We start from the raw sequence: 12704 nt of genomic DNA, 5'->3' as shown, positions 1-12704 counted from the left end.
GCCATCGCCTTTGCGGCCCCCTAAACTCCTTCGCTACGCTGCAAGCGCCTTCCAGACCTTCTATAGGTTTACAGAATCGAAAATGCTAGTTGACCAATCCGATTCAACCCATAGGTTTAGTCTTAATTTCGCTGGAATGCCCCGCTAATGGGGTGGCCAGGGATTGTGTTTCTCGGTTTGGTGATCGGGCTGGCCGGCGGGTGGTTACATCCGTTGAGGCGTTCGGTCTCAAAGCCTTTCGGCCGGCTATGGGCGGCGGGTCTCGTAGGTATCGTGGCGGCCGCAGTCGCGAAAATGCTCGGCAATATCACCGCGGCATTCCATGATGGTGACTCCCTCGAATGGCTCTCTTGTGCGCTGTTGGCGCTGGTCGCGGTGACCGTGACGGTAGGGATGGCGGCGCGGCGCTGACTCGCCGTTGACCGCTGCTGACCTTATGGTTCGACTGGTTCTACGTAACAAAAAAATTCTGCAGGTGATTCCATGAACGATCGATTGAATACCCCAAATGGCCAGACTTTCGCCCGGCGCATCGAATTGCTGCGTGGCGCGATGGCGCGCGAGGCGCTCGCTGCCGTGCTGGTGCCGTCGTCGGATCCGCACATCTCCGAATACCTGCCGGAGCACTGGCAGGGCAGGCAGTGGCTGTCGGGATTTACCGGCTCGGTCGGAACGCTTGTCGTGACCGCCGATTTCGCCGGCGTGTGGGTCGACAGCCGTTACTGGACGATGGCCGAGGCGCAACTGGCCGGAACGGGCATCGAATTGATGAAGATGATGGCGGGGCAGCAATCCGCGCCGCACGTGGACTGGCTCGCGGAGAACGCGGCGGCCGGCGACACGGTGGCCGTCGATGGCGCCGTGCTCGGCGTGGCGGCGGCCCGGACGCTGAAGGATGCGCTGACGGAGCGCGGGATCGTCTTGCGCACGGACCTGGACTTGCTCGATGCCGTCTGGCCGGAGCGGCCGGGTTTGCCATCGGAGAGTGTGTACGAACACGTCGCGCCTCAGGCGAGCGTCACGCGTCCCGAAAAGCTGGCTGAAGTGCGCCGCGTGATGCGCGAGAAAGGCGCGCAGTGGCATTTCATCTCGACGCTCGACGATCTCGCGTGGCTGTTCAACTTGCGCGGCGCCGATGTCACCTATAACCCCGTATTCGTCGCACATGCGTTGATCGGTCTGGACGACGCCGCATTGTTCGTCGGCGATGGCAAGATTTCCGCCGATCTCAAGGCGTCGCTGGCGAAGGAGGACGTGCGGGTCGAGCCGTACTCCGCCGTTGCCAATGCGCTTGCCGCGTTGCCCGCCGGTTCTACGCTGCTTATCGATCCGCGTCGAATCACGTTCGGCTCGCTCGAGAAAGTGCCGGCCGAAGTGAAGATCGTGGAAGCGGTGAACCCGTCGACGTTCGCCAAGTCGCGCAAGACCGCCGCCGACGCCGCGCACATCCGCGCGACCATGGAACAGGACGGCGCGGCGCTCGCCGAGTTCTTCGCGTGGTTCGAAGACGCACTTGGGCGCGAGACGATCACGGAACTCACCATCGATGAAAAACTGACCGCTGCGCGTGCGCGCCGGCCGGGTTTCGTGACGCTGAGTTTCGCGACCATCGCCGGCTTCAACTCGAACGGTGCGATGCCGCATTACCGCGCAACCGAAGCGTCGCATTCGGTGATCGAAGGCAATGGTTTGCTGCTGATCGATTCCGGCGGCCAATACCTGAGCGGCACGACGGACATCACGCGCGTTGTACCCATCGGCACGATTACGGCCGAGCACAAACGCGATTTCACCATCGTGCTGAAAGGGACGATCGCGTTGTCGCGGGCGCATTTCCCGCGCGGCATTCGCTCACCCATGCTCGATGCCATCGCTCGCGCGCCAATCTGGGAAGCCGGCGCGGATTACGGACATGGCACGGGGCATGGCGTCGGTTATTTCCTCAACGTGCACGAAGGCCCGCAGGTCATCTCGCACTACGCGCCGGCCGAGCCGTACACGGCAATGGAGGACGGCATGATCACGTCGATTGAGCCGGGGCTTTATCGGCCGGGGAAATGGGGCATCCGGATCGAAAACCTGGTCATGAACGAGCCCGCCGGCAAAACCGAATTCGGCGATTTCCTCAAGTTCGAAACGCTGACGCTGTGTCCTATCGATGCGCGCTGTATCGACCTGGCTCTACTGCGCGACGACGAACGCGCGTGGCTCAACGGCTATCACGCAATGGTCCTCGAACGCGTCTCGCCGCATGTGTCCGGCGCGGCGAAAACGTGGCTCGAAAAACGCACTCAAGCAATCTGAGTGGAGATCTAAACGAATGGCGATCAAGGCGGTGGTATTCGATTTCGGTGGCGTGCTGATCGACTGGAATCCCGAGTACGTGTACAGCCAGCTGATTCCCGATGCCACCGAGCGGCGCTGGTTCATGGAGAACGTCGTCGCGGGCGACTGGGTGCTGCAGCAGGACGCAGGGCAAACCATCGCCGACGGCACCGCTGAACTGATCGCCAGATTCCCTGAACACGAAGCGCTGATCCGGGCGTTTTACGAGCGCTGGCAGGAAATGTTGGGAGGCGTGCTGGAAGACGGCGTCGCCCTGGTCGACAAGCTCGAAGCCGCGCAAGTGCCGCTCTTCGGCCTCACCAACTGGTCGGCTGAAACGTTCCCCTGGGCGTGGGAGCGGTTTCCGGTGCTGCAGCGGTTCCGCGAAGTGGTGGTGTCGGGGCGCGTGCTGGTCGCGAAACCCGATCCGGCGATTTTCGCGTTGATGTGGACTGAGATTGAAAAGCATCTTCCGGGCATTCAGCCGGAGGAAGTTGTTTTTATCGATGACAACGCGAAGAACATCCAGGCCGCTACGGTACTTGGCTGGAACGCCGTACATCACACGAATGCCAAGCAAACCGAAGCGCGCTTGAGGACGCTCGGTTTGCCTGTGTGATCACTTTCCGAACAGATTCTTGAGCGTGTCGCCGATGCTTTTCACCACGCCTCCGGCGTTTTTAGCCACGCCTTCGGTGTTCACGCCAACCACTTTCGCGAAGCCCGTCGCGAGCTTTTTCATCAAGCTCTCGTTGAGCGAGAATTTCGGGTCGCGCAGATCGCCGTCGAGTTCGAAGTCCAGTTTGATTTGATCGTGATTCTTCAGTGCGGCAATCGCGATCTTGGTCGGAATGGTGAGGAAGGTGTCGAGCGCGTTGCCGTTATCCGCTAACTGCAGGTGGTTCAGCACGACCGAACCTGGCGCGTGGATATGGTAGTCGCGCACGGTGGCGTCTAGCGTCAGGTCGAGCGTGCCGCCCGAAATGCTTGTCTTGGCGCCCGCTTTCCTCAGCAGATACGGATCGAGCGTAGCGATGTCGACATTGCGCAAGGTCGTGTGCGTCTGCGAATCCTTGTTCGCTATTTTCATCCACCCGTTGAATGCGACCGTGCCTGTGTGGGACGGCCCCTTGATCGTCCCGGTCATGTCGAGCTTGGTCGGATCGGTGAGCGCGGGAAGGTGCAGGTTGTCGACGTTGGCACGCGCGTCAGCGATCAGAATCCTGTAGGGCGGCGTTTGCACGGATTGATCGAAGAATTCCATCGCGCCGCGCTCAAATGTGACGTGATCGATCCGCCGGTCTTCTTGCGCGTGCGCCGCGGCTTCGCTCGAGGCGGCCTGAGCCTCGCGCGTCGACTGCTGGAGATTGGGTAGCAATTCGATGCGGCCATCGGCGAAACGGGCAACGGAGAGATAAAAACCATCCACCGTCACGTGTTGCAGATGCACGCGGTTGCTCAGCATGGCGCGCATATCAACATTCAGTGTCACGCGCTCGGCGCGCAGCGTGTCTTCGGTCGGCCAGCCTTGCGGTCCCCGCAGACGCAGGTGGCTCAGCGTGATGCGTGCATAACCCACATCGATATCTTCCACCGAGCCAAGCGGCCCGAGCGCTTCGAGCACGCGCGCCTTCATTTCGTGCGCTACGAAATAGCCGCCGCCGACAGCCGCCGCCACCAGCACCACGATGACTGCGCCCGCCCACAGCGCCACGCGTCGCGCCCTTGTACCCGCCATCCCGATGTCCCCCATCCAAGCCGCGCGCGGGCGGCGATCCGGTCTGTTGTTGTCGGCCCTCGCCGTGCTTACCGGACGATCGGCTTGTAGCGCAGGCGTTTAGGCTTCGCCGCTTCCTCGCCGAGACGATTGCGCTTGTCGGCTTCGTACTCTTGATAGTTGCCGTCGAAGAACGTCACTTGGGAATCGCCTTCAAACGCAATGATGTGCGTTGCGATCCGGTCGAGGAACCAGCGATCGTGCGAAATCACCATCACCGATCCCGCGAATTCCAGCAACGCGTCTTCCAGCGCGCGCAGCGTTTCAACATCCAGGTCGTTCGACGGTTCGTCCAGCAGTAGCACGTTGCCGCCTTCAATCAGCGTCTTCGCCAGATGCAGCCGGCCACGTTCACCGCCTGACAACGCGCCGACAGTCTTTTGCTGATCGCCGCCCTTGAAGTTGAAGCGGCCGATATACGCCCGGGACGGCGTTTCGTACTTGCCGACCGTCAGCACGTCCGCGCCGCCCGAAATCTCTTCGAACACGGTCTTGCCGGCGTTGAGCGCGTCGCGGCTTTGATCCACGTACGCCAGCTTCACCGTCGGACCGGTGACTATCTCGCCCGTATCCGGTTGTTCCTTACCCGTCAGCATGCGGAATAGCGTGGATTTCCCCGCGCCATTTGGCCCGATAATTCCGACAATCGCGCCTGCCGGGATCTTCATGTTGAGGTTATCGATCAAGAGGCGGTCGCCGTAAGCCTTGCTTACGTTCTTGAACTCGATCACTTCATTGCCCAGCCGGTCGCCGACAGGGATGAAGATTTCCTGCGTTTCATTGCGCTTCTGATATTCCTGGCTGTTGAGTTCCTCGAAGCGCGCAATCCGCGCCTTCGACTTCGCCTGGCGTCCCTTCGGATTCTGGCGCACCCATTCCAGTTCTTTCTTCAGCGCTTTCTGACGCGCGGATTCCGTCGATTCTTCCTGCTTCAGCCGATCCTGCTTCTGGTCAAGCCAGCTGCTGTAGTTGCCCTTCCACGGAATGCCGTGGCCGCGATCAAGCTCGAGAATCCATTCGGCGGCGTTATCGAGGAAATAACGATCGTGGGTGACCGCCACGACCGTGCCCGGATAGCGCGTCAGGAACTGTTCAAGCCAGTCCACCGATTCCGCGTCCAGGTGGTTGGTCGGTTCGTCGAGCAGCAGCATGTCGGGTTTTTGCAGCAGCAATTTGCACAGCGCCACGCGACGCTTTTCGCCGCCCGACAAGTGTTCTATCTTCGCGTCCCATGCAGGCAGGCGCAGCGCGTCGGCGGCGACTTCGAGCTGTTGTTCGGGCGTGCCGCCGTCGCTGGTCGCGAGGATGGCTTCGTATTTGGCTTGCTCGGCGGCGAGGGCGTCGAAGTCGGCGTCCGGTTCCGCGTAGGCCGCGTAGATGGCATCGAGCTTTTTCTGCGCGCTGAAGACTTCGCCGAGGCCGTCTTCAACGGCTTCGCGCACGGTTTGCTGCGGATCGAGTTGCGGTTCTTGCGGCAGATAGCCGATGTTCAGGTTCGGCATCGGCGTGGCTTCGCCTTCGATTTCCTTGTCGACGCCCGCCATGATGCGGATCAGGGTCGACTTGCCGGAGCCGTTCAGGCCGAGCAGGCCGATTTTGGCGCCGGGGAAAAACGACAGCGAGATGTCTTTCAGGATCTGGCGCTTGGGCGGCACGATCTTGCCGACGCGGTTCATGGTGAAGACGTATTGGGCCATTTGCGGATTTGGTTGTCTTGAGGTTTTCGGTTTTACGGCGGGCTTCGGCCGGGCGGACGTCGGTTTTTAAGCCTCTGCCGGGAAGCCCATGGATTCAGTACGCGAAGGTGCGTCTCCCGCAGCGCGCGGGAAGTGACGACATTGTACTTCGATGAATATGGCTGTTCGGCGGCCGTTTATCTGCTTCGATGCCGGCGCCCCAAGCATTCTCAGCGCCAGGCCGCGACGCCGCCGTGGCGCGAACACGTGCCGCTGCGATGCCGGCTGAAGCTCCACGTGCCGTCGCGGCATTGGGCGGTGGCGCCGTCGGGGGCTTCGCCCGAACGTGAATGCGCGGGCGAGTGGACGGTTTCGCCGTCGTGATTGCGGTAGGTCTGGTGGTTATCGAGGTCGGCTTCGTTCGGGGCGGAATAGCTGTAAGCGAATGAGCTGGAGCAATGGAGCGCGAGGGCGGCGAGGAGGATCGAGGCGATGCGGCGATACAAACGTGTCGTCATTGTTTTTGCTTTGGGCGCGAGGAACATGAAAGCTTGCGCAGGTCGTTTCGGGTCGCCGCACCACCGGTCGCGGCTGTCATCTCGGAGCAATCAGGAATCAAGCGCTGCCGGATTCTTCGCGTGCGTTTTATCTTCCGATGCCAGCCGGCGCGCGACCTTTTTTACGTCCTCCGCCGCAGGAAGTGTTTCCGGCCGGATGCCGCGTTCAAGCAGGGTCTTACGAACCGCGCGATTGTTGTTGATATGTTCCTTCGAGATCTCTTCTTCGCTTCCAAGCTTGTTTTCGCGGGAATTGAAGATGGTGATTTCCGCCGCGAAGTCCTTTGCCTTGAGAATGATCGTGGGCGCGAAGTCGGCCAACGGGCGCTTGGCTGGGACCTTCCAATGCGACTTCATTTGCTGGGTCGTTTTTTCGAACAAGGCGTGATCGCCTTTGCTGCGAATCATGCCGAAATCATCGTTTCCACCGGTTTGTTCGAAAATCACTTCGGATAGCTCCTTCTCTGTACTTGTCAGTTTCATGCGGGCGACCAGACGTTCCGAGTCGAGCAGCCGTTGCTCGATCAACTCGGCGCGCCGGGTCTGGACGGCGAAATAGGTCTGTGCAAACGCAATCTCGTGCTTTTTGGGGTCTCCATTTTGCGCGACCAGATAGCAGGCGTAGCGGGTGAGCATGATGTCATCGACTTCGCGCTGGCTGCCTGAACCGAGGTCGACCATTTTCCTGACGTCAGGAAAATGGTCTGCTGCTGCATGCCCCGATGTTTCGCAGGCAATCTCGGCTTTGTTCACCACTTTGACGAAGTTCTCCCACTTCGCATAGCCAAGCAGGTGCTGCAAGTCGCGGGCAAGCCAGAATTCGACACCGCTGCTGGTCTGCTGAGCGTGCGCTTCGAAATGCTCGGTCAACGAGTAAATCAGTTCGGTCTTCATGGTCGGCGTCCAAGGTGGTGGCGCGCGATGGGCAAGCAGCGCGGCCGGCACCGCCAGTACGGTGCAATAAAAAAAGCGGAATCTCCTTTATCAGGGACTCCGCTTTTAATGACAATCACCGAACAGCCTAGGACGACAAAATATTACATCAGACGTTAAACAGGAAATTCATCACGTCGCCGTCGTGCACGACATATTCCTTCCCTTCCGCCCGCATCTTCCCGGCTTCCTTCGCGCCTTGCTCGCCCTTGAACGCGACGAAGTCATCGAAGGCAATGGTTTGCGCGCGAATAAAGCCGCGCTCGAAGTCCGTGTGAATGGCGCCGGCGGCCTGAGGCGCGGTGTCGCCGATATGAATCGTCCACGCCCGCACTTCCTTCACGCCCGCCGTGAAATACGTCTGCAAGCCGAGCAGCTTGTACCCTGCGCGAATCACGCGATCCAGGCCCGGCTCTTCCATGCCGATATCGGCGAGAAACTCCTGCTTGTCGGCATCGTCGAGATCCGCGATTTCCGCTTCGATCGCCGCGCATACCGCGACCACCGGCGCGCCCTCGGCGTCCGCGTGCTTGCGCACCGCGTCCAGATGGGGATTGTTCTCGAACCCGTCGTCCTTCACGTTTGCCACGTACATGGTCGGCTTGGCCGTGATCAGGCACAGCGGCTTGATCAGCGCGAGTTCGTCTTCGCTCAGGTCCAGCGCGCGCACAGGCTTCGCCTGATCGAGTTGCGCCTGGATCTTTTCCAGCAAGGGGACGAGCTTCGCCGCTTCCTTGTCGTTGCCCGAGCGCGCCGACTTGGCGTAACGATGGTGAGCCTTTTCTACCGTAGCCAGATCCGCCAGCGCCAGTTCCGTGTTGATGACTTCGATGTCGGCGAGCGGGTCGATCTTGTTCGCAACGTGGATCACGTTTTCGTCTTCGAAGCAGCGCACGACGTGCGTGATGGCATCGGTTTCGCGAATGTTCGCGAGGAACTTGTTGCCCAGCCCTTCGCCCTTGCTCGCACCGGCGACGAGGCCCGCGATATCGACGAATTCAACAATGGCCGGAACCACGCGCTCGGGCGTGACGATTCCCGAGAGCGCCGCCAGCCGCGGGTCCGGCACTTCGACCACACCGACATTCGGCTCGATCGTGCAGAACGGGTAGTTTTCGGCGGCGATGCCGGCCTTGGTCAGTGCATTGAACAGTGTGGACTTGCCGACGTTAGGCAAGCCGACGATGCCGCATTGGAGGCTCATGGAATCCTTCGAACTGGTGAAACGGCGTGCGCCGCGTGGGTCAACGCTGGATGCGCGTGTCGCGGGTTTCACAACCCCCGGGAGCCACGCGCTGAGCGGGCGGCCACGTCGTACGGGGCCGGAAAAACCGCTATTGTAGCGCCACGGCCGGGTCGGCTGGGCGGGCGGGAGGGTAGCTACAAGTCCGCTGCAGGGTCGCTTCAGGGCGTCGCACCCGCTGGAATGCCGCATGCACATCGAATCTCGACATACCCCGACAGCTATAATGGACGTATGACTTTCCACTCACGAAATTTTCACGCGGTTGTGGTTGGCGGCGGACTCGTCGGCAAGACGGCGGCGCTTGCGCTGACGCAATCCGGCCTGCGCACGGCGCTGCTGGCCACGCCCGCTGCGGCAGCGCCCGCCGCCGACAGCTTCGATTCCCGCATCTACGCGCTGTCGTCGAGCTCGCAGGCGCTGCTGGAACGGCTGCGCGTCTGGCAGGCACTCGAGCACGACAAGCTTGGACCGGTGCTGGACATGCGCGTTTTCGGCGATGCTTTCGCCGAGCTGCATTTCTCCGCATTCCAGGCTGCCGTGCCGCAATTGGCTTGGATCGTGGAGTCGTCGTTGATTGAACGATCGCTCGATGCCGCGCTGCGTTTTCAGCCGAACCTCACGTGGATCGATTCGCGCGCCCAGGGCCTGACCATTCACGATGACGCAGCGCACCTGACCCTCGCAAACGGCGACACGCTCGAAGCTGACCTGGTGGTCGGCGCGGACGGCGCCCATTCGTGGGTCCGAGCGCAGACGGGCGCTAAGATGCAGCGCCGGGATTATCGGCAAACGGGTGTTGTCGCGAACTTCAAGTGCGAAAAGGCGCATGGCGAGACGGCTTATCAATGGTTTCGCGATGGCGAGATCATCGCGTTATTGCCGTTGCCCGGCGATCACGCCTCGCTCGTGTGGTCGGCTAAAACCGAGCACGCCGATGCCCTCCTGAAACTCGATCCCGCCCAACTCGCGGCGGAAGTTGAAAAGGCCACGCAAAACATGCTCGGCGCGCTCGAATGCGTAACGCCGGCGCAGGGTTTTCCGCTCGCGCTGCAAACCGTGGACCGGCTGATTGGTCCACGCGTGGCGCTGGTCGGCGACGCTGCACATCTGATCCACCCGCTGGCGGGACAAGGCATGAACCTGGGTCTGCGCGATGTGGCCGCGCTGGCCGAAACCCTCGCCAACAAGGAAGCGTTCCGAACGGCCGGCGACCCGGTTTTATTGCGCCGATACGAACGCGCCCGTCGCGAAGACATCCAGAAACTGACGCTCGCCTGCGATGGCCTGCAGAAACTCTTCGCCATGCCCGGCACGCTCGCTCGCGGGCTGCGCAACACAGGCATGGCGCTCGTGGGTGCACAACCGCTTGTCAAACGCTGGCTTGTGTCCGCGGCGCTTGGATGAGACTTGGTTAAGAACACCCCACCTACTTCAGATTGACGGAAACTCGAATGAAAATCACTCTTCGCCGCGCCCTGGTCGCTGCTGCCACGCTGGCCGCGGTGTTTGGCATCGGCATCGCGGCGCAAGCCGATCAGACCACCGACAAGATCAAGGCCACGCTGCAAACGCGCATCGGTGACGCCGACATCAAAAGCGTGGAAAAGTCGCCGGTTCCGGGGCTATACGAAGTCAACCTCGGGTCGCAGATCGTCTACACCGACGCGACCGGCAACTATCTGCTGATGGGCGATCTCGTCGATACCCGCACGCGCACGAACATCACCGAAGCGCGTCTGGCGGAAACGAACAAGATCGATTTCGCGAAGCTGCCGTTCGAGAACGCGGTGAAGGTGGTGAAGGGCACGGGCGCGCGCAAGATCGCGGTGTTCTCCGATCCGAATTGCCCGTACTGCAAGCAGTTGGAAACCACGCTCAAGTCCGTCGATAACGTCACCGTCTACACCTTCCTGTACCCGGTCTTGTCGCCGGATTCGTCGGTCAAGTCGAAGTCGATCTGGTGCTCGAAGGACCGCTCTGGCGCTTGGGAAGGCTGGATGCTCGACCACACCGCGCCCACCGCGGCCGCCAGCTGCGATACGACCGCTATCGACAAAAACCTGAAGCTCGGCCAGTCGATGAACGTGACCGGTACGCCGACCGTTTTCTTAGCCGACGGACGCCGTCTGCCTGGCGCCGTGCCTGCAGATCGGCTGGAGAAGGAATTGTCGGCGGTTCACTGATTGACTTGACTGTGTTGACGATAAGTCGACCAACGACGAAGGAGGCGCGCGAAGCGCCTCTTTCGCTTTCATGAACCTCCACTTGCCTGATTCTGCAAAGAGCGGTTCAACCGCGAAAAGCCTCGCTGACACGGCCAAAAGGCCAGATCCGGCGACAAGAACAAAAGGACCTCGAAGCATGAACGCCATCCGTTACACCATCGTTCCGAAAAATCCCGCTGCGCATTTGTTCGAAGTGACATTGACCGTCGCGCAACCCGACCCGTCAGGTCAGCGTTTTGTGCTGCCTGTGTGGATTCCGGGCAGTTACATGATTCGCGAATTTGCCCGCAATATCGTCACGTTGCAGGCGTTCAACGCAGCTGGCCGCAAGCTCGCCATCGATAAAACCGACAAGCACGCGTGGCAAACCGCGCCGCACGAAGGCCCGATCACGCTGCGCTACGAGGTCTACGGCTGGGACTTGTCGGTGCGTGCCGCGCATCTCGACGACACCATCGGCTTTTTCAACGGCACGAGCGTGTTCCTCGCGGTGGAAGGGCAGGCGGATGCGCCCTGCATCGTCGACATTCAAAAGCCTGCCGGCACGCAATACGCAAACTGGCGCGTGGCGACGGCATTGCCCGAAGCGCGCGGCACGAAGCGCTACGGGTTTGGCGTGTATGAATCGCCGAACTACGATGCGCTGATTGATCATCCCGTGACGCTGGGCGAGTTCGCGCTTGGTTCCTTCGATGCCCACGGCGTGAAGCACGACATCGTGATTTCAGGCCGTGTGACCGGTCTCGATATGCACCGCCTGGAAGCTGACCTCAAGCGTGTTTGCGAAGCGCAAATTGCGTTGTTCGAGCCGCGTACGAAGAAGGCGCCAGTTGAGCGATATGTGTTCATGACGGTCGCCGTCGCTGATGGTTACGGCGGCCTCGAACATCGTGCATCGACTGCGCTGATCTGCAATCGCTCGGATCTGCCTGTTGCTGGGCGCCCGGATGTGACGGAGGGTTATCGCACGTATCTGGGCCTGTGCAGCCACGAATATTTCCATACCTGGAACGTGAAGCGGATCAAGCCCGCTGCGTTCGCGCCGTACGATTTATCGCAGGAAAACTACACGTCGCTGCTGTGGTTGTTCGAAGGTTTTACGTCGTACTACGACGATTTGATGCTCGTGCGCAGCGGCCTGATCAACGCGAGCGAGTATTTTTCGCTGCTGGGCAAGACGCTTGGCGGTGTATTGCGCGGGTCGGGACGGCTCAAACAGACCGTGGCTGAAAGCTCGTTCGATGCGTGGGTCAAATATTATCGGCAGGACGAAAACGCGGCGAATGCAATCGTCAGTTATTACCAGAAGGGTTCGCTCGTCGCGCTCGCTTTCGACCTGTCGATTCGCGCGCAAACCGAAGGCAAGAAGTCACTCGACGACGTCATGCGGCTTCTGTGGCAACGCTACGGCCGCGATTTTTATCACGGTAAAGCGCGAGGTATCGAAGAAAGCGAAGTGGAAGCGCTGTTTGCCGAGGCGACCGGCGCCGATTTGAAAAAACTGTTTCGCGAGGGTGTTCACGGCACGCGAGATCTACCGCTCGATACTTTGTTCGAGCCCTTCGGCATCAAGTTCGCGCCCGATGTAGCCACCAATGGCACGGCGGCGAAACCATCATTTGGTGCGCGGATTCGCAATGGCGCGGATTGCGTGCTCGCGGCCGTGCACGAGAACAGCGCGGCGCAGAAGGCGGGGTTATCGGCGGGTGACGTGCTGGTTGCTATCGATGGCCTGCGCGTAACCGGATCGAATCTGGACACGCTGCTTGCGCGCTATTTGCCCGGCGCGAAGGTGGAAGTGCACGCATTCAGGCGCGACGAGCTGCGCGTCGCGCAGGTCAAACTCGATCCGCCGGAAGTATCGCGTTATGTGCTTTCCACTGCCGATGGGCGCGGCCCGTCGAAGCAATGGCGTGAACGCTGGCTGAAAGGTTAAGGGGTTAAAGCAGGCCCAAAGTCGGATTG

The 12704-nt window shown here is 60.8% G+C and carries 11 protein-coding genes; 6 read left to right on the top strand and 5 right to left on the bottom strand.

Annotation, left to right across the window (positions count from 1 at the left end):
- Positions 1-147: 147 nt before the first annotated feature.
- The 3 genes from ACSOSP_RS10845 (at position 148) to ACSOSP_RS10835 (ending at position 2944) form a co-directional block, all read left to right on the top strand.
- Positions 148-411, top strand: a complete 264-nt coding sequence (locus tag ACSOSP_RS10845) for a hypothetical protein (RefSeq protein WP_455306428.1) — start codon at positions 148-150, stop codon at positions 409-411.
- Between the two features lie 72 nt (positions 412-483).
- Positions 484-2304 (top strand): aminopeptidase P family protein, encoded by a 1821-nt coding sequence (locus ACSOSP_RS10840; RefSeq protein WP_455306426.1) that lies wholly within the window; start codon positions 484-486, stop codon positions 2302-2304.
- A gap of 16 nt (positions 2305-2320) precedes the next feature.
- The gene (locus ACSOSP_RS10835) at positions 2321-2944 is read left to right on the top strand and encodes an HAD family hydrolase (protein WP_455306424.1); all 624 of its coding nucleotides are present in this window, start codon (positions 2321-2323) and stop codon (positions 2942-2944) included.
- On the opposite strand, the gene ACSOSP_RS10830 is transcribed toward ACSOSP_RS10835, so the two are convergent.
- The 5 genes from ACSOSP_RS10830 to ychF form a co-directional block, all read right to left on the bottom strand.
- Positions 2945-4063: a DUF748 domain-containing protein gene (locus ACSOSP_RS10830; RefSeq protein WP_455306422.1), complete on the bottom strand. Its 1119-nt coding sequence runs from the start codon at positions 4061-4063 to the stop codon at positions 2945-2947.
- 68 nt (positions 4064-4131) lie between these two features.
- Entirely contained in the window at positions 4132-5799 is a 1668-nt protein-coding gene (ettA, locus tag ACSOSP_RS10825) for an energy-dependent translational throttle protein EttA (RefSeq protein WP_455306421.1), read from the bottom strand.
- A gap of 209 nt (positions 5800-6008) precedes the next feature.
- On the bottom strand, positions 6009-6323 hold the full coding sequence (locus ACSOSP_RS10820) for a DUF3761 domain-containing protein (RefSeq protein ID WP_455306419.1): 315 nt from the start codon (positions 6321-6323) through the stop codon (positions 6009-6011).
- A gap of 63 nt (positions 6324-6386) precedes the next feature.
- Positions 6387-7229 carry a DNA damage-inducible protein D gene (dinD, locus tag ACSOSP_RS10815; protein ID WP_455306417.1) on the bottom strand — a complete coding sequence of 281 codons (843 nt, stop codon included), beginning with the start codon at positions 7227-7229 and terminating at the stop codon, positions 6387-6389.
- 148 nt (positions 7230-7377) lie between these two features.
- Positions 7378-8472 (bottom strand): redox-regulated ATPase YchF, encoded by a 1095-nt coding sequence (gene ychF, locus ACSOSP_RS10810; protein ID WP_455306415.1) that lies wholly within the window; start codon positions 8470-8472, stop codon positions 7378-7380.
- A gap of 273 nt (positions 8473-8745) precedes the next feature.
- Between ychF and ACSOSP_RS10805 the strand changes: the two genes are divergently transcribed.
- From ACSOSP_RS10805 to ACSOSP_RS10795, 3 genes are all read left to right on the top strand, one after another.
- Positions 8746-9918 carry a UbiH/UbiF family hydroxylase gene (locus ACSOSP_RS10805; protein WP_455306413.1) on the top strand — a complete coding sequence of 391 codons (1173 nt, stop codon included), beginning with the start codon at positions 8746-8748 and terminating at the stop codon, positions 9916-9918.
- Between the two features lie 47 nt (positions 9919-9965).
- On the top strand, positions 9966-10697 hold the full coding sequence (locus ACSOSP_RS10800; RefSeq protein WP_455306412.1) for a DsbC family protein: 732 nt from the start codon (positions 9966-9968) through the stop codon (positions 10695-10697).
- Positions 10698-10875: 178 nt separating this feature from the next.
- Positions 10876-12675, top strand: coding sequence for a M61 family metallopeptidase (locus ACSOSP_RS10795; RefSeq protein ID WP_455306410.1), 1800 nt, complete (start codon positions 10876-10878; stop codon positions 12673-12675).
- Positions 12676-12704: the final 29 nt, after the last annotated feature.

The organism is Caballeronia sp. KNU42 (genome assembly GCF_053760385.1).
This window is presented reverse-complemented; position numbering and strand designations above follow the sequence as displayed.

Excerpts from the sequence above, each read along its gene's own strand:
- ACSOSP_RS10845 (WP_455306428.1), top strand. The coding sequence starts at position 148 with ATGGGGTGGCCAGGGATTGTGTTTCTCGGTTTGGTGATCGGGCTGGCC.
- ACSOSP_RS10840 (WP_455306426.1), top strand. The coding sequence starts at position 484 with ATGAACGATCGATTGAATACCCCAAATGGCCAGACTTTCGCCCGGCGC.
- ACSOSP_RS10835 (WP_455306424.1), top strand. The coding sequence starts at position 2,321 with ATGGCGATCAAGGCGGTGGTATTCGATTTCGGTGGCGTGCTGATCGAC.
- ACSOSP_RS10830 (WP_455306422.1), bottom strand. The coding sequence starts at position 4,063 with ATGGCGGGTACAAGGGCGCGACGCGTGGCGCTGTGGGCGGGCGCAGTC.
- ettA (WP_455306421.1), bottom strand. The coding sequence starts at position 5,799 with ATGGCCCAATACGTCTTCACCATGAACCGCGTCGGCAAGATCGTGCCG.
- ACSOSP_RS10820 (WP_455306419.1), bottom strand. The coding sequence starts at position 6,323 with ATGTTCCTCGCGCCCAAAGCAAAAACAATGACGACACGTTTGTATCGC.
- dinD (WP_455306417.1), bottom strand. The coding sequence starts at position 7,229 with ATGAAGACCGAACTGATTTACTCGTTGACCGAGCATTTCGAAGCGCAC.
- ychF (WP_455306415.1), bottom strand. The coding sequence starts at position 8,472 with ATGAGCCTCCAATGCGGCATCGTCGGCTTGCCTAACGTCGGCAAGTCC.
- ACSOSP_RS10805 (WP_455306413.1), top strand. The coding sequence starts at position 8,746 with ATGACTTTCCACTCACGAAATTTTCACGCGGTTGTGGTTGGCGGCGGA.
- ACSOSP_RS10800 (WP_455306412.1), top strand. The coding sequence starts at position 9,966 with ATGAAAATCACTCTTCGCCGCGCCCTGGTCGCTGCTGCCACGCTGGCC.
- ACSOSP_RS10795 (WP_455306410.1), top strand. The coding sequence starts at position 10,876 with ATGAACGCCATCCGTTACACCATCGTTCCGAAAAATCCCGCTGCGCAT.